At 72.6% G+C, this 16174-nt stretch carries 15 protein-coding genes and 1 pseudogene; 8 read left to right on the top strand and 8 right to left on the bottom strand.

Translation table 11 applies throughout. From position 1 onward, the window contains the following. Positions 1 to 38: 38 nt before the first annotated feature. A complete protein-coding gene (locus AC6CKD_RS21875; protein ID WP_498329160.1) occupies positions 39 to 758 on the bottom strand; it encodes a DUF6215 domain-containing protein in 720 nt (239 codons plus the stop codon). 56 nt (positions 759 to 814) lie between these two features. Then, a pseudogene (locus AC6CKD_RS21870) lies at positions 815 to 985 on the bottom strand (heme-binding protein); the annotation flags it as partial. A 178-nt stretch (positions 986 to 1163) separates the two neighbouring features. On the opposite strand from AC6CKD_RS21870, the gene AC6CKD_RS21865 reads away from it, so the two are divergent. The 6 genes from AC6CKD_RS21865 (at position 1164) to AC6CKD_RS21840 (ending at position 7395) form a co-directional block, all read left to right on the top strand. After that, positions 1164 to 2312, top strand: coding sequence for a histidine kinase (locus tag AC6CKD_RS21865; protein WP_498329343.1), 1149 nt, complete (start codon positions 1164 to 1166; stop codon positions 2310 to 2312). A gap of 106 nt (positions 2313 to 2418) precedes the next feature. Next, the gene (argC, locus tag AC6CKD_RS21860) at positions 2419 to 3447 is read left to right on the top strand and encodes an N-acetyl-gamma-glutamyl-phosphate reductase (protein WP_498329158.1); all 1029 of its coding nucleotides are present in this window, start codon (positions 2419 to 2421) and stop codon (positions 3445 to 3447) included. Between the two features lie 115 nt (positions 3448 to 3562). After that, complete coding sequence (gene argJ / locus AC6CKD_RS21855; protein ID WP_498329156.1) at positions 3563 to 4720, top strand: bifunctional glutamate N-acetyltransferase/amino-acid acetyltransferase ArgJ; 1158 nt, start codon at positions 3563 to 3565, stop codon at positions 4718 to 4720. Next, the gene (argB, locus tag AC6CKD_RS21850) at positions 4717 to 5640 is read left to right on the top strand and encodes an acetylglutamate kinase (protein ID WP_498329155.1); all 924 of its coding nucleotides are present in this window, start codon (positions 4717 to 4719) and stop codon (positions 5638 to 5640) included. The genes argJ and argB overlap by 4 nt, the downstream gene beginning before the upstream one ends. Beyond that, a complete protein-coding gene (locus tag AC6CKD_RS21845) occupies positions 5637 to 6836 on the top strand; it encodes an acetylornithine transaminase (RefSeq protein ID WP_498329153.1) in 1200 nt (399 codons plus the stop codon). The genes argB and AC6CKD_RS21845 overlap by 4 nt, the downstream gene beginning before the upstream one ends. A gap of 22 nt (positions 6837 to 6858) precedes the next feature. Beyond that, positions 6859 to 7395: an arginine repressor gene (locus AC6CKD_RS21840; protein WP_356880141.1), complete on the top strand. Its 537-nt coding sequence runs from the start codon at positions 6859 to 6861 to the stop codon at positions 7393 to 7395. Between the two features lie 23 nt (positions 7396 to 7418). Here the strand turns inward: AC6CKD_RS21840 and AC6CKD_RS21835 are convergent, their stop codons facing one another. From AC6CKD_RS21835 to AC6CKD_RS21825, 3 genes are read right to left on the bottom strand one after another with little or no spacing between them, the layout of a single operon-like run. Continuing rightward, on the bottom strand, positions 7419 to 8114 hold the full coding sequence (locus AC6CKD_RS21835; protein ID WP_498329341.1) for a L,D-transpeptidase family protein: 696 nt from the start codon (positions 8112 to 8114) through the stop codon (positions 7419 to 7421). A 6-nt stretch (positions 8115 to 8120) separates the two neighbouring features. After that, complete coding sequence (locus AC6CKD_RS21830; protein WP_498329151.1) at positions 8121 to 8702, bottom strand: pyridoxamine 5'-phosphate oxidase family protein; 582 nt, start codon at positions 8700 to 8702, stop codon at positions 8121 to 8123. A gap of 42 nt (positions 8703 to 8744) precedes the next feature. Further along, positions 8745 to 10367, bottom strand: a complete 1623-nt coding sequence (locus tag AC6CKD_RS21825; RefSeq protein WP_498329149.1) for a hypothetical protein — start codon at positions 10365 to 10367, stop codon at positions 8745 to 8747. A gap of 173 nt (positions 10368 to 10540) precedes the next feature. Here AC6CKD_RS21825 and AC6CKD_RS21820 point away from each other — a divergent pair, with 173 nt between their 5' ends. Further along, complete coding sequence (locus tag AC6CKD_RS21820; RefSeq protein WP_498329148.1) at positions 10541 to 11734, top strand: argininosuccinate synthase; 1194 nt, start codon at positions 10541 to 10543, stop codon at positions 11732 to 11734. A 95-nt stretch (positions 11735 to 11829) separates the two neighbouring features. Beyond that, the gene (gene argH, locus AC6CKD_RS21815) at positions 11830 to 13263 is read left to right on the top strand and encodes an argininosuccinate lyase (RefSeq protein ID WP_498329146.1); all 1434 of its coding nucleotides are present in this window, start codon (positions 11830 to 11832) and stop codon (positions 13261 to 13263) included. Here argH and AC6CKD_RS21810 read toward each other — a convergent pair. From AC6CKD_RS21810 to AC6CKD_RS21800, 3 genes are read right to left on the bottom strand one after another with little or no spacing between them, the layout of a single operon-like run. Continuing rightward, complete coding sequence (locus tag AC6CKD_RS21810) at positions 13226 to 14545, bottom strand: MFS transporter (protein WP_498329144.1); 1320 nt, start codon at positions 14543 to 14545, stop codon at positions 13226 to 13228. The genes argH and AC6CKD_RS21810 overlap by 38 nt on opposite strands. Then, positions 14542 to 15216 (bottom strand): ATP-binding cassette domain-containing protein, encoded by a 675-nt coding sequence (locus AC6CKD_RS21805; RefSeq protein WP_498329143.1) that lies wholly within the window; start codon positions 15214 to 15216, stop codon positions 14542 to 14544. Before AC6CKD_RS21805 ends, AC6CKD_RS21810 begins: the two co-directional genes overlap by 4 nt. Continuing rightward, on the bottom strand, positions 15213 to 16163 hold the full coding sequence (locus tag AC6CKD_RS21800) for an ABC transporter ATP-binding protein (RefSeq protein ID WP_498329141.1): 951 nt from the start codon (positions 16161 to 16163) through the stop codon (positions 15213 to 15215). The genes AC6CKD_RS21805 and AC6CKD_RS21800 overlap by 4 nt, the downstream gene beginning before the upstream one ends. Between the last annotated feature and the right edge of the window lie 11 nt (positions 16164 to 16174).

The raw sequence follows: 16174 nt of genomic DNA, 5'->3' as shown, positions 1-16174 counted from the left end.
AGCGGCCGTCCCCGTACCGGGCCCGCCGCCGCCCGCCCTCACCCGGTGGCGGCGGCCCACCCCGGGACCGTGGGCAGCACCTGCTCGGCCACGCGCAGCAGTACCGCGTCCTCGGGCATCTTGCCGTCGGAGCGCCACAGGTGCAGCTCGAAGTAGCCGCCGCCGTCCTCCGCGTCCCGGGCCACCACGAGGGCGCGGGTGCGGACACCGGGTCCGCCGACGCTGAGGGTGCGGTCCGAGTAGAAGGTGGCCGGGCGGCCCAGGACCGTCTGCGGCGGTGCGACGGTCCCCAGGAGCTTGACCAGGCTCGCGACCGTCAGCTGGTCGTACGAGGCGCTCAGGTGCGCGGTGTAGGTCTCGAACGCGACCTTGCCCGAGGGGGTGTGGACCTCCTCGTCGCCGCCGGCGGGGTTGAAGGTGCTGCCGCCGCCGTGCGCGTACTTCGCGGCCTCCCCCGGAGTGCCCAGCAGATCGGCGAGGTCGGGACGGTGCAGCGCCGCGCACAGCTGGGCCCCGGAGACGTGCCCCGGCTCGGCCCCGGACGCGTCCGCGGTCTCCGCGGGCGCCGTCCCCGGTGTCTTTCCCGGCGTCTTCGCGGGCTGCCCGTTCGAGCAGGTGACGGGCCTCGGCTCTCCGCTCGAATTCACCGACTCCCCGGCCATCCAGAGGCCGGCCCCCATGGCCCCGATCACGCCCACGGCCGCGATGCCCTGGCCTATCGCCGCGCGCACGGTGATCGTGCCGACGCCTTCGGTCATGTCCCCCACCTGCTGTGATCCCCCGATATGTGCCCGGGGACCTTAACCCGCGATCTTCCCGGCGAACAAGGAATGTTCGGGGCCCGGGCCAGGCGCCCGGCCGGCTCCGAGGTCGGGGCGTTCCAGGAGACGGCGGTGTACGCCTTCCGCACGGCGGCCCCGCAGGACTGCCGGCCGGCGCCGTCGCCGCGCAGGGTCACGAGGCTGGTGCCGTCGCGGTCCGCCACCCCTGCCGGAGGACATGAGGGTCAATCGAACGGTCGATATCGGATAGATCCTCCCGGATAGTCTTGATCTGTGAAGCGGTCGGCGGCAAGGAGTGCAGCGGTGCGGACGAACGAGCGGGCGCTCCTCGACACGGCGGAGGCCGAGGCGGACCCCGACGCGGGCTGGCTGGCGACCGTGATGCACGTGGCGTTCTTCGTGCTCCTGTGCTCGTCACTGACCCGGTACCTGATCGTCCACCCGACCGCCCGCGCCACTCCGTGGGTGATCGCCCTCACGGTCGCGCTCGCCCTGCTCTACGTACTCGGTCCGATCCTCGGCCCCGAGCGGACCCCCGCGTCCGGCGGGCTCACGACCGCCCCCGTGCTCTGGCTGACCGCGGTGATCGGGTCGTGGCTCACCCTGGTCGTGCTCGCACCGAGCTTCGGCTGGTGTGCGGTGCCGCTCTTCTATACCGGCCTGCGCTTCCTGCGCACCCGGTCCGCGATCATCCTGGTCGCGCTGATCACCGCCTTCGTCGTGGCCGCAGGAGTCAATCTGCGGCTGCGCTTCGGCTTCGACCCCAACCTGATCTTCGCGCCGCCGGCCGGGGCGGCCGTCGCCACGGCGGTGTTCGTCTACTCCCAGCGCCAGGCCGACCGGCTGCGGACGGTCATCGCCGACCTGATCCGGACCCGGCGCGAACTCGCCGAGACCGAGCGCCGCGAAGGGACCCTCGCCGAGCGCCAGCGGCTCTCCATGGAGATCCACGACACCCTCGCGCAGGGCCTGTCCAGTCAGCGGATGCTCCTCCAGGCCGCCGACCGGCTCTGGGAAAGCGACCCGGCGGCCGCCCGCCGCCACGTCCGTACGGCTGCTTCCATCGCCGAGCACAACCTCGCCGAGGCCCGCCGTTTCGTACACGACCTCGCCCCCGCCGACCTCAACGACGGCGGCAGCCTCGACGACGCGCTGCGCACCCTCGCCGGCCGGGAGACCTCCGACACCCTCCAGGTCAGCTTCTACCAGGACGGCGCCCCCACGACCGCGCTTCCGGAACGGGTGCAGTCCGCACTGCTGCGGATCGCGCAGGGCGCCCTCGCCAACGTCCGCGAGCACGCCGGTGCGACCACCGCGGCCCTGACCATCAGCCACCTGGACGACCAGGTGGTGCTCGACGTCGCGGACGACGGCCGTGGCTTCGTCCCTGCCGGGAAACCCGGCGGCGTGCGCGGGCACGGTCTGCCCGCCATGCACGCCCGCGTACGCCAGCTCGGCGGAACCCTCACCATCGAGTCGATCCCCGGTGAGGGCACGGTCGTGTCCGCCGCCATCCCCCTGGCGACGTGAGATCGGCTCCGCGCCGGGGGTCACACTGGGGGAGTACGGGCAGGTGACGGGCTTTGCATAAACGTGCGGTAGTACGTATAGTCATGCCATCGAGGAGGAGGGTCCGATGGTGGTACGTGTAGCGGTGGCCGGTGCGAGCGGGTATGCGGGCGGGGAAGTGCTGCGCCTGCTGCTGGCCCACCCCGAGGTCGAGATCGGCGCGCTGACCGCGAACTCCAACGCCGGGCAGCCGCTCGGCGCGCTCCAGCCGCACCTGGTGCCGCTGGCCGGACGCGTTCTGGAGCCGACCACGCCCGAGGTGCTCTCCGGCCATGACGTCGTCTTCCTGGCCCTGCCGCACGGGCAGTCCGCCGCCGTGGCCGCCCAGCTCGGCGAGGAGGTCCTCGTCGTCGACATGGGCGCCGACCACCGGCTCCAGGACTCCGCCGACTGGGACGCGTTCTACGGCGCCCCGCACGCCGGGACCTGGCCCTACGGCCTCCCCGAGCTGCCCGGCGCCCGCGCCGCCCTGGCCGGCACCAAGCGCATCGCCGTCCCCGGCTGCTACCCGACCGCCGTCTCGCTCGCGCTGTTCCCGGCCTACGCCGCGCAGCTCGCCGAGCCCGAGGCCGTGATCGTCGCCGCCTCCGGCACCTCCGGCGCCGGCAAGGCGCTCAAGCCGAACCTGCTGGGCTCCGAGGTCATGGGCTCCATGAGCCCGTACGGGGTCGGCGGCGGCCACCGCCACACGCCCGAGATGGTGCAGAACCTCAGCCCCCTCGCCGGGCAGCGGGTCTCCGTCTCCTTCACGCCCACGCTGGCGCCGATGCCCCGCGGCATCCTGGCCACCTGCACCGCCAAGGCGCTGCCGGGGACCACGGCCGACGCGGTCCGCGCCGCGTACGAGAAGGCGTACGCGGACGAGCCCTTCGTCCACCTGCTGCCCGAGGGGCAGTGGCCTGCGACGGCGTCCGTCTACGGTTCCAACGCCGTCCAGATCCAGGTCGCGTACGACGGGGCCGCGCAGCGGATCATCGCGATCAGCGCCATCGACAACCTGACCAAGGGCACCGCCGGCGGCGCGGTCCAGAGCATGAACATCGCCCTGGGGCTCCCCGAGGGCATGGGTCTTTCCACGATCGGAGTCGCACCGTGAGCAGGGGGCACCTCCCAGCGGTAGCTGGGGGAGCGCGGGCAGCCACCGGGCTGCAGATGACGACGATGGCCGCAGGGGCGCGCTGCTCGGGCGGAGAAGCGAACGAGGAGATGCAGTGAGCGTCACGGCAGCACAGGGTTTCACGGCGGCGGGCATCACCGCCGGGATCAAGGCGAACGGCAATCCCGACCTGGCCCTCGTGGTCAACAAGGGGCCGCGCCTGGCCGCGGCGGGCGTCTTCACCTCCAACCGGGTCAAGGCCGCCCCCGTCCACTGGTCCGAGCAGGTCCTGCGCGGGGCCACCGTCAGCGCGGTGGTCCTCAACTCCGGTGGCGCCAACGCGTGCACCGGCCCCAAGGGCTTCCAGGACACCCACGCCACCGCCGAGAAGGTCGCCGAGGCCCTGGGCGGCGAGGTCAACGCCGGCGAGGTCGCCGTCGCGTCCACCGGCCTGATCGGCGTCCTGCTCCCCATGGACAAGCTGCTGCCGGGCATCGAGACCGCGGTCGCCGCGCTCTCCGCCGACGGCGGCGAGGCCGCCGCGATCGCCATCAAGACCACCGACACCGTGCACAAGACGGCCGTCGTCTCCCAGGACGGCTGGACGGTCGGCGGCATGGCCAAGGGCGCGGGCATGCTCGCCCCCGGCCTGGCCACCATGCTCGTCGTCCTCACCACCGACGCCGACCTGGACAGCGCCACCCTCGACAAGGCGCTGCGCGGCGCGACCCGCACCACCTTCGACCGGGTCGACTCCGACGGCTGCATGTCCACCAACGACACGGTGCTGCTGCTCGCTTCGGGCGCGTCCGGCCAGGTGCCGGCGTACGAGGCGTTCGCGGAAGCCGTGCGCACGGTCTGCGACGACCTGGCCCGCCAGCTCATCGGCGACGCCGAGGGCGCCAGCAAGGACATCCGCATCGAGGTCGTCGGCGCGGCCACCGAGGAGGACGCGGTCGAGGTCGGCCGGTCCATCGCACGGAACAACCTGCTCAAGTGCGCCATCCACGGCGAGGACCCGAACTGGGGCCGCGTCCTGTCCGCGATCGGCACCACGAAGGCCGCCTTCGACCCGGACCGGCTGAACGTCGCCATCAACGACGTCTGGGTCTGCAAGAACGGCTCGGTCGGCGAGGACCGCGACCTGGTGAGCATGAAGGGCCGCGAGGTCCGCATCACCGCCGACCTGTCCACCGGTTCGCAGTCCGCGGTCATCTGGGCCAACGACCTGACCGCCGAGTACGTCCACGAGAACAGCGCGTACTCCTCATGAGCACCGCACGCAGGCACACCGCGCTGCCCAAGGCCGAGATCCTCATCGAGGCCCTGCCCTGGCTGACCCGGCACAACGGCAAGGTCGTCGTCATCAAGTTCGGCGGCAACGCCATGATCGACGAGGATCTGAAGGCCGCCTTCGCCCAGGACGTCGTCTTCCTGCGCCAGGCCGGCCTGAAGCCGGTCGTCGTGCACGGCGGCGGCCCGCAGATCAACGCCCAGCTCGACAAGCAGGGCCTGGTCAGCGAGTTCAAGGCGGGGCTGCGGGTCACCACGCCCGAGGCGATGGACGTCGTACGGATGGTCCTGGCCGGGCAGGTCCAGCGCGAGCTGGTCGGGCTGCTCAACCAGCACGGGCCGCTCGCCGTCGGCATGACCGGCGAGGACGCGCACACCATCACCGCCACCAAGCACACCCCCGAGATCGACGGCGAGAGCGTCGACATCGGGCGGGTCGGCGAGATCACCGCCATCGACACCGGCGCGATCGAAGCGCTGCTGGCCGACGGCCGGATCCCGGTCATCTCCTCCATCGCGCGCAGCGCCGACGACCACCACGTGTACAACGTGAACGCCGACACGGCCGCCGCGGCGCTCGCCGCCGCGCTCGGCGCCGAGACGCTGATGGTTCTCACCGACGTGGAGGGGCTCTACGCGGACTGGCCCAACAGCGACGAGGTCATCAGCCGGCTCACCGTCAGCCAGCTCGAAAAGCTGCTGCCCGAGCTGTCCAGCGGCATGGTCCCGAAGATGGAGGGCTGCCTGCACGCCGTCCGCAACGGGGTGACCACCGCCCGCGTGATCGACGGGCGGGTCCAGCACTCGATCCTGCTGGAGATCTTCACGGACGAGGGAATCGGCACGATGGTCGTGCTCGACGACCAGGTACTCGATACACAGGGAGGGGACCCCGCATGACCGGCAACCAGGAGTTCGCCGCCCGCTGGCAGGGCGCGCTGACCAACAACTACGGCACCCCCGCGCTGGCGCTCGTACGCGGCGCCGGTGCCCAGGTCTGGGACGCGGACGGCAAGCAGTACACCGACTTCGTCGGCGGCATCGCGGTCAACGCCCTCGGCCACGCGCACCCGGCCATCGTCACCGCCGTGACCGAGCAGATCTCCACCCTGGGCCACGTCTCCAACCTCTACGCCTCCGAGCCGGTCCTCGCCCTCGGTGAGCGGCTGCTCCAGCTCTTCGGCCGCCCCGGCAAGGTTTTCTTCTGCAACTCCGGCGCCGAGGCCGTCGAAGGCGCCTTCAAGGTCGGCCGGCTGACGGGGCGGACCCGCATGGTCGCCACCGACGGCGGCTTCCACGGCCGCACCATGGGCGCCCTGGCGCTCACCGGTCAGCCCAAGAAGCAGGACCCGTTCCTGCCGCTGCCCGGAGGGGTCACGCACGTTCCGTACGGCGATGTGGAGGCCCTGCGGGCCGCCGTCACCGAAGAGACCGCGTTCGTGATCATCGAGCCGATCCAGGGCGAGAACGGCGTGATCGTTCCCCCCGCCGGATACCTCACGGCCGCCCGTGAGATCACCCGGGCCACCGGCACCCTGCTCGTCCTCGACGAGGTGCAGACCGGTATCGGTCGCTGCGGCCAGTGGTTCGAGCACCAGGCCCACGAGGGTGTGGAGCCGGATCTCGTCACACTCGCGAAGGGTCTCGGCGGTGGTCTGCCGATCGGCGCCGTCGTCGCCTTCGGCCCCGTGGCCGACCTGCTCCAGCCCGGTCAGCACGGCACCACCTTCGGCGGCAACCCGGTCGCGTGCGCAGCCGGCCTCGCCGTGATCGACACCATCGCCGCCGACGGGCTCCTCGACCAGGTCAAGGAGCGCGGCGAGCGGCTGCGGGGCGGAATCGAAGGATTCGCACACCCGCTCGTCTCGCACGTCCGCGGCGCAGGCCTTCTGCTGGGTATCGTGCTGACCGAGCCGCTCGCACCGCAGGTCCAGCGCGCGGCTCAGGACGCCGGCTTCCTGGTCAACGCGCCCGCCCCCGACGTCGTACGGCTCATGCCTCCGTACGTGCTCTCCGAGGCCGAGGTGGACGCGTTCCTCCAGGCCCTGCCCGGTGTGCTCGACGCAGCGAAGTCCGCCGCGGACGTGGACGGATGATCAATCGGGGAATGGGACGACGATGAGCCAGGCGCAGGAACACGAGCAGAACGGCCAGTCCGTCCCGCAGACCCGCACCGCCCGCCACCGCCGGATCGTGGACATCCTCAACCGGCAGCCGGTCCGCTCCCAGAGCCAGCTGGCCAAGCTCCTCGCCGACGACGGGCTGAGCGTCACCCAGGCGACGCTCAGCCGCGACCTCGACGAGCTCGGCGCGGTGAAGATCCGCAACACGGGCGGCGAGCTGATCTACGCGGTCCCCAGCGAGGGCGGCTTCCGCACCCCGCAGGCGCCGCTCGGGGAGTCGGCGAAGGAGGAGCGCATGCGGCGCCTCTCCGGCGAACTGCTGATCTCCGCGGAGGCCTCCGCGAACCTCGTGGTCCTGCGCACCCCGCCGGGTGCGGCGCAGTTCCTCGCCTCCGCGATCGACCAGGCCGAACTCCAGGCCATCCTCGGCACCATCGCGGGCGACGACACCCTGATGCTGATCAGCCGCGACCCGGCGGGCGGCCAAGCCCTCGCCGACCACCTGCTGAGGCTGGCCCAGAAGGAGGGCTAGTCCGCTTTCGGCGGAGGGGGCCCTCAGTACCGCGTCACCGCGAGGGGCCCCGACTCCGTGCCGATGGCGATGTGCGGGCTCCTGCGCGGGTTCGCCCAGCGCAGCACCGCGCGCATCGCGCCCTCGGGGACCGAGACGCAGCCGGCCGTCGCGCCCTTGCCGTTCACGTGCAGGAAGATGCCCGCGCCCCGGCCGCGCACCGGGTGCTCGTAGTTGAAGGCGATGACCAGCGCGTGCGCGTACTGCCGCGCGTAGGCGGTCAGGTGCTCCGCCTCGCCCGGCGCGCAGTCCGCCGGCAACGGCTCCACCCAGCGGTTGTAGCTCTCCGAGGCGTTGTCCTGGCACCACCAGGAGTCGGGGGTCACCCGCCGGTAGCGGTACGCCGTACCGGCCGGGGCGTGCGCGATGCCGAAGGCGTAGGGGAGGGCGTACAGCCCGGCCGGGGTGGTGTCCGTCCCCTGGGTCCGGGTCGCGCCGTCGGTCAGCCCGTTCGCGCCGAAGCGGGCCGGTGCGCTCCCCGCCGCGTACCAGCGCCCCGCCCGCCGGTCCCACCAGGTCAGGCGCCCGGTCGTGGAGCCGGGGGCCGGGGCCACGGCGGTGATCAGCTGGCTGCCGCCGCCGGTGTCGGCGAGCAGGACGGGCAGCGGCGGGTCACCGTGGGGGCCCTGTACCAGCAGGCTGGTGACGATCAGTGAGGCGGCGACGAGCGCGGTACGCAGCACATGTCAGACGGTACGGGGCGGAAGGGGCAGCGGCAGCGCAGGCAGGCCGTCGACGCTCACCCCGATGAACTCCTTCTTCTCGCAGTACTCGTTGAACTCCTCGTCCGTCTTGCGGCCGAAGTACTCCGCGTGGAGCGTGCGCTCGCCCTGGTAGTCCATCAAGGGGACGGCGAACCCGCACACGGTGGCGATCCGCCGGGTCTTCACGAGGATGACGGCGCGCGCCGAAGGCCCGTCGGCCTCCCCGAACAGCTCGATCAGCCCGTCCCAGCGCGGGTCGTCGCGGAAGACCGCCTCGCCGTCGCCGTGGATGCGCACGATGTTCGGCGGCCCGCTGAACGCGCACCACATCAGCGTGATGCGGCCGTTCTCGCGGACGTGCGCGATCGTCTCGGCGCCGCTGCCGCCGAAGTCCAGGTAGGCGAGGGTCGTTTCGTCGATGACGACGAGCGTCCCGGCGCGACCCTTGGGGGAGAGGTTGACATGGCCGTCACCGGACAGCGGGGCGGTGGCGGTGAAGAAGACCGGCTGCTCTTCGATGAAGGTGCGGAGTCTGGCGTCGATGTGATCGTAGAGCTTTCCCATGACCGGATTATCGCCCCGCCTCCTGGGGTCGATCACGGGATTTCAACCGGTGAGACCGAGCCGTGAGCGGAGCAGCCGCAGTTCGTGGTCGTCGAAGAGGTGCTCGGACCGTTCGAGCAGCACGGCCAGCTCGGGCAGCACGGCCGGCTCGGGCAGCACGGCCGGCTCGGGCAGCACGGCCGGCTCGGGCAGCACGGCCGGCTCGGGCAGCACGGCCGGCTCGGGCAGCACGGCCGGCTCGGGCAGCACGGCCGGCTCGGGCAGCTCCGCCTCCGCGTAGCGCAGGGTGGCCTGCCAGTTCCAGCCGCGTACGGTCGCCCGCGCCTGCGCGCGCAGCCCCGGGTCGGGGTCCGCCGTCAGGGCCACCGCGGCCCGCAGCCCGTGGATCCCGCCTCGCTCGCGCAGCAGCCGGAAGGCTGCCCGGCGGACGTGCGCGGGCCGTTCGGGCCCGATGCGTTCGGCGAGGTGGCGGTGGTCCAGCCTGCGGGCCGCCTGGAGCAGGCTGAGTGCGGCCTCCCGGGCAGCGGCGGGCCACGGGTCGTCCAGCAGTGGGATCAGGGACGCGTCGTCGGTGGAGGCGTCCAGCCGGCGCAGCCCGGCCACGGCGGCGGCCCGCACCGCCCCGTCGGGGTGGTGGGTCAGGTTCCGCAGCAGCGGTGCGTCCGCCCGCTTCGCGCACTCGGAGAAGCCGGTCACCGCGTTCGGGGAGACCGGACCGGAGTCCGTGACCAGCGCGAGGTAGTGCGCGTAGGGGTCCCCGCCGCCCTGCGAGAGGAGCCAGCGCGCGCAGGCCCGTACGAGCCCGGAGCGGTCGGCTAGGTACCGCGCGGCCTCGTCCGCTCGGCCCGCCCCGCGCAGGGCGGTGACCCCGGAGGCCCGGACCACGGGGAGGTGTCCGGTCAGCAGCGCGTCGACCGCCGCCCCGTCCGGCGACTCGCCTTCGGCCATCGCCCGCAGCGCCGCGTCGGTCCACAGCCGGGCCGTCGCCGGATCCAGTTCGCGCGCGGCCCGCTGCGCGAGGTCCCGTACGCCGTTCTCCACGGCGGCGACGGTCAGCCGGGCCGCGAACCGCCGGGTCGGCAGGTCGGCCCGGTCACCCAGGCGGGCGAGGGCGTCGGCGCACTGTTCCCGGGTCAGCGCGTTCCAGCTCCACGTGGCCGAGGACTGCCCGGCCCGCCATCCCGCGGTGACCGGGGAGTGGCGGCCGCTCAGGGCGGCCTCCAGCTGTTCCACCGCCCAGGCGCCGTGCTCGCGCCGGCCCAGCCGCACGATGAGCGGGCTGAGCTCGACCAGGGCGGCGACCGGGTCCCGGACCACGATCCCGGCGAGCTCCCGCCGGGCGCGCCGGCGTACCTGCGGGACCCAGTCGGCGCACCGGATCAGGACGAGCTGTGGCGGGGGGTTCTGCCCGGCGGACAGCGCGGCCTCGCGGACCCGCCCGTCGCGGTCGCAGAGCCGGGCTTCGATCCGGCCGCTGCGGGGCGGCGGGTAGGAGGCGATCAGGTTGCGCACCTCTTCGTCGAAGGCGGTCCAGGCCTCCGGTCCGGTCCGCGCGAGCCGGGCCGTGACCTCGTCCCCGCCCCCGACGCCGGCCTGGCCTCCGTCCAGGAGCGCCGCCGCGGCGGCCCGCCCCTTCTCCGCGTCCTGCCGCGCCCTGGCTCCCATGTGCCCTCCCCGTATCGTCCACCGATGGTAAGCGGGGTTCTGGGACAGGGCCTCCCATATAGGCGCAGGTCAGAGGGGTGGCCCTCACGCTCGATTGACGAAACATACGGACCAGTGCATAGTTATGCCTAGCTGTTGGAAGTGACGGCGGATGCACCTGTAAGGAGAAACCCGTGGCCGAGCGCGTCGTACTCGCCTATTCAGGCGGCCTGGACACCTCCGTCGCCATCGGCTGGATCGCCGAGGAGACCGGCGCCGAGGTCATCGCCGTCGCCGTGGACGTCGGCCAGGGCGGCGAGGACCTGGACGTCATCCGCAAGCGGGCGCTCGCCTGCGGTGCGGTCGAGGCCGAGGTCGCCGACGCCAGGGACGAGTTCGCCGACGAGTACTGCCTCCCGGCGATCAAGGCGAACGCCCTCTACATGGACCGCTACCCGCTGGTCTCCGCCCTCTCGCGGCCGGCCATCGTCAAGCACCTCGTGGCCGCCGCCCGCAAGCACGGCGCGACCACCGTCGCCCACGGCTGCACCGGCAAGGGCAACGACCAGGTCCGCTTCGAGGCCGGCATCGCCGCCCTCGGCCCCGACCTCACGTGCATCGCCCCGGTCCGCGACTACGCGATGACCCGCGACAAGGCCATCGCCTTCGCCGAGAAGGTGAACCTCCCGATCGCGACCACCAAGAAGTCCCCGTACTCCATCGACCAGAACGTCTTCGGACGCGCCGTCGAGACGGGCTTCCTGGAGGACATCTGGAACGCGCCGATCGAGGACATCTACGAGTACACCGCGGACCCGGCCCTGCCGCGCGAGGCCGACGAGGTCGTCATCTCCTTCAAGGAGGGCGTCCCGGTCGCCATCGACGGCACGCCCGTCACCGTGCTGCAGGCCATCCAGCAGCTCAACGAGCGCGCCGGGGCACAGGGCATCGGCCGGATCGACATCGTCGAGGACCGCCTCGTGGGCATCAAGTCCCGCGAGGTGTACGAGGCGCCGGGCGCGATCGCGCTCATCACCGCCCACCAGGAGCTGGAGAACGTCACCGTCGAGCGCGAGCTGGCCCGCTACAAGCGGCAGGTCGAGCAGCGCTGGGGCGAGATGGTCTACGACGGCCTGTGGTTCTCCCCGCTCAAGCGCGCGCTGGACGGTTTCATCAACGAGGCCAACCAGCACGTCAGCGGCGACATCCGGATGACCCTGCACGGCGGCCGCGCCGTCGTCACGGGCCGGAAGTCGGACGAGTCGCTGTACGACTTCAACCTCGCGACCTACGACGCGGGCGACACCTTCGACCAGTCGAAGGCCCAGGGCTTCATCGAGATCTTCGGCCTCTCCTCGAAGATCGCGGCCCGTCGCGACCTCGCCTGATTTGACACCGTAGTACGGACCGCCTCCCCGTTACCTCCGCGGCGGGGAGGCGGTTGCACATCCGAAGCCATGCACGTTCTTGAGGAGCAGTAGCTGTGAGCAGCAACAACGGTGGTGACGTCCGGCTCTGGGGCGCCCGGTTCGCCGACGGTCCCGCCGAGGCCCTCGCCAAGCTGTCCGCGTCGGTCCACTTCGACTGGCGCCTGGCCCCGTACGACATCGCGGGCTCCAAGGCACACGCCCGTGTGCTCGCCAAAGCGGGCCTGCTCACGGCCGACGAGCTCGACCGCATGATCGCGGGCCTGGACCAGCTCGCGATCGACGTGGCGAACGGCTCCTTCACCGGCACCATCGCCGACGAGGACGTCCACACCGCACTGGAGCGGGGCCTGCTGGAGCGGCTCGGCGCCGACCTCGGCGGCAAACTGCGCGCCGGCCGGTCGCGCAACGACCAGATCGCCACCCTCTTCCGCATGTACCTGCGCGACCACGCCCGGATCATCGGCGGCCTGATTGCGGACCTCCAGGACGCCCTGGTCGCACTCGCCGAGCACCACGCGGACGTGGCCATGCCCGGCCGGACCCACCTGCAGCACGCGCAGCCGGTGCTCTTCGCCCATCACGTACTGGCCCACGTGCAGGCCCTGTCGCGGGACGCGGAGCGGCTGCGCCAGTGGGACACCCGGACCGCTGTGTCCCCGTACGGCTCGGGCGCCCTGGCGGGCTCCTCGCTCGGCCTGGACCCGGAGGCGGTCGCCGCCGACCTGGGCTTCGAGCGGGGTTCGGTCGGCAACTCCATCGACGGAACGGCCTCGCGGGACTTCGTCGCCGAGTTCGCCTTCGTCACCGCGATGATCGGGATCAACCTGTCGCGGATCGCGGAGGAGATCATCATCTGGAACACGAAGGAGTTCTCCTTCGTGACCCTGCACGACGCCTTCTCCACCGGGTCGTCGATCATGCCGCAGAAGAAGAACCCGGACATCGCCGAGCTGGCCCGCGGCAAGTCGGGCCGCCTCATCGGCAACCTGACGGGCCTGCTCGCCACGCTGAAGGCCCTTCCCCTGGCCTACAACCGGGACCTCCAGGAGGACAAGGAGCCGGTCTTCGACTCCTGCGACACCCTCGAAGTCCTGCTGCCCGCCTTCACCGGGATGATGGCCACGCTCACGATCAACCGGGAGCGGATGGAGGCGCTGGCCCCGGCCGGCTTCTCGCTCGCCACCGACATCGCGGAGTGGCTGGTCAAGCAGGGCGTCCCGTTCCGGGTGGCGCACGAGGTGGCCGGCGAGTGCGTCAAGGAGTGCGAGGGGCTCGGCATCGAGCTCGACGAGCTGACCGACGAGCAGTTCGCGAAGATCTCGGAGCACCTGACGCCGGAGGTCCGCACGGTCCTCAACGTCAAGGGCGCGCTCGCCTCCCGCGACGGCCGCGGCGGCACGGCCCCGTCCGCGGTCGCGATCCAGCTGACGGAGCTGAAGGCCGACCTGGTCATCCAGCACGCCTGGGCGGAGCACAAGCACCAGTAGGGCCGTGTCCGCCAGGGCCCTGGCCGTCGGCCGGTGAGGAACGGGTGCCCGGGGCGCGTTCCGCACCGACGCGCGGTACCGCCAGCAGGGCCAGGGCCGGAACGGCGCTCAGGGCCCACCACGGGCCCGGTCCCTCCAGCTCCAGGAGCGCACCCGCGGGGGCGCCGCCCACGAGAACGGTCAAACCGGCGATCGAGGAGAGCGCACCGGTGAAGAGGCCGAGGCGCCGCGCCTCGACCAGCTCGGGCACGCAGGCGCGCGCCGCCGGGACGACCAGCATCTGACCCAGCGTGAGCAGCACCACGAAGGCGAGGGCCGGCCACAGGCCGCCCACCGGCAGCAGGATGCCGGTCGTCGCGAAGGCCGCCGCGATCAGCCCCAGGCCGGCGCGGATCGACGCGGGCCAGGTCAGGCGGCCGGACGTCCACCGGTCCAGCGGGACCTGGCCCGCCACGACCATCGCGGAGGAGAGGGCGAAGAGCCAGCCGAGTGCGGCCTGCGACCCGGTCGCCCGGTCGAGTTCGGCGGGGAGGGCGAGATAGAGCTGGTTGTACGCGAGGAGGTAGGCGGAGTAGGCCACCGCGAGCCCCAGGAAGCGCCGGTTGCGCGTCAAAGGGCGCAGGGTGAAACGCTCCCGGGGCACCGCGGAGGCCGCGGACGGCGACGTGCGCGGCATGAGACGCCAGTGTCCGGCCAGGACGGCGACGAAGACCGCCGTGCCGGCCAGGCAGGCGGTGCGGAAGTGCCCGCCGGTGTTCCCGCCCGGCGTCGCGTACAGCAGCAGGGCCCCCACGGCCGGTCCGATCAGCGCGCCCGCCTGGCCCCCGGCCGAGAACAGCGCGAGGACCCGCGTGCGCCCGGGTCCCCCGCCCTTCTCGGCCCGCGCGGCGCCTGCTTCCTCGATCCGTACGGCCTCCCGTGCGAGCTCCGTCTCGACGGCCGGCGAGAAGAGGGCTGCCGCGAATCCGACCACGACGACGGCCCCGATCACCGTCTCCGTGGACCCGGCGAAACCGAGCCAGGCGAAGCCCGCCGCGCGCAGTGCGCATCCGGCCAGGACGACGCGGCGCGGCCCGTACCGATCGGTCAGCGCACCGCCGATCACGAACAGTCCCTGCTGGCTGAAGGTGCGCAGTCCCAGGATCAGGCCGACGAGAGCCCCTCCGAGGCCGAGTGCGCCGCTCAAGTGCTCCGCGAGGTAGGGGAGTACGGCGAAGAAGCCGACGTTGAAGGCGAACTGGCTGACGATCAGGAGCCGGGCGAGCGGACTGGTCGCGCTCACGTGATGAGCTTTCCCTGACGCATGGACAGGACGCGGTCGCAGAAGTGCCGCACCACGGCCGTGTCATGGCAGATGAAGAGGTAGCCGAGGCCGAGCCGTTCCTGGAGGTCGAGGAGAAGGTTCAGGATTCCGGCGCGCAGGGAAGGGTCGAGGGCGGACACGGGCTCGTCGAGGACGAGGAGTTCGGGGGTGCTCGCCAGGGCTCGGGCGATTCCGGCGCGCTGGCACTGGCCGCCCGAGAGCTCGTGGGGACGCCGCGCGCCGTGGGAGGCGTCGAGGCCGACCAGGTCGAGGAGTTCGGCGACCCGGTCCGGACCGGTGGAGGCGGACCAGCCGCCCTGGACGCGCAGCGGCTCGGCGATCTGATCGCGGATGCGCCGACGCGGACTGAGAGAGCCGTACGGGTCCTGGAACACGGGCTGCAGCCGGGGCCGGACGGGGCGCAGCTCCCTTTCGCTCAGCGCCGTCAAGTCGCGCCCCCCGAACCAGACGTGACCGCCGTGCGGGCGGCGCAGCTGCAGGACGGCGGTCGCGGTCGACGATTTGCCGCATCCCGAAGGGCCGGTCAGGCCCACCGTCTCGCCGGCGCGCACGTCGAAGGACACCCCGTCGACGGCGGTGGCCGATCCGTACCGCACGACCAGGTCGCGGACATCGAGCAGCGGGCTCATACGGTCTCCAGCAGGTCGAGATGACAGGCGACCTCGCGCCCGTCCGGGCGGTGCGGCTCCGGCGAGCCGTGTGATCCGTCCGGCCTCCGCGGCTCGGGCCGTTCGCCATGGCAGCGGTCGACCGCGTGCGCGCAGCGCGGCGCGAAGGCACAGCCCGCCGGCAGGGAGCCGGGTGCGGGAGGCCGGCCGGGGATGACGGGCAACCGGGTCTTGCGCCGCTGCTCACCCGAGGGCAGACAGGCGAGCAGGGCCGCGGTGTACGGGGCCAGGGGGCGCTCCAGTACCTGCTCCACCGGCCCTTGCTCGGCCAGCAGTCCCGCGTACATGACGGCCATCCGGTCGGCGTGCGCCCGCACCACGCCGATGTCGTGGGTGACGAGGACCAGGGCCGCGCCGGTCGCCGCGCACCGCTCCGCGAGGACGCCCAGGACCTGGTCCTGGGTCTCGGGGTCGAGGGCGGTGGTCGGCTCGTCGGCGACGACGAGATCCGGTGCGTTGACCGTGGCCATGGCGATCACGGCGCGCTGGCGCATGCCGCCGGAGAGCTCGTGCGGATGGGCGGTGGACCTGGCGGCCGGCACGCCCACCTGTTCCAGGGCCGCCTTGGCCCGGCCGCGCGCCTCGCGCCTCGACAGGCCCCGTACGGAACGTACGGCCAGGGCGATCTGGTCGCCGACCGGGTGGACGGGGGAGAGGGCGGACAGGGCGTCCTGGGGGACGTACGCGATGTGCCGGCCCCAGTGCGCCGGGGTCACCGGCTCCCCGTGGAGCAGCACGTCGCCGGACACGGCCCCGCCGCGCGGGGCCATGCCGAGCAGGGCCCGGGCGGTCAGTGACTTCCCCGCCCCGGACTCGCCGACCAGGGCCAGTACCTCGCCGGGCCGTACGTCGAAGGAGAGGCCGCGGACCGCTTCGACCCCGCCGAAGCCGATGCGCAGACCGCGCACGGAGAGAAGCG

The sequence above is a fragment of the Streptomyces sp. GQ60 genome, from assembly GCF_059758875.1.
Note: the sequence above shows the minus strand (reverse complement) of the source record. Positions and strands in the feature narration are given on the sequence as shown.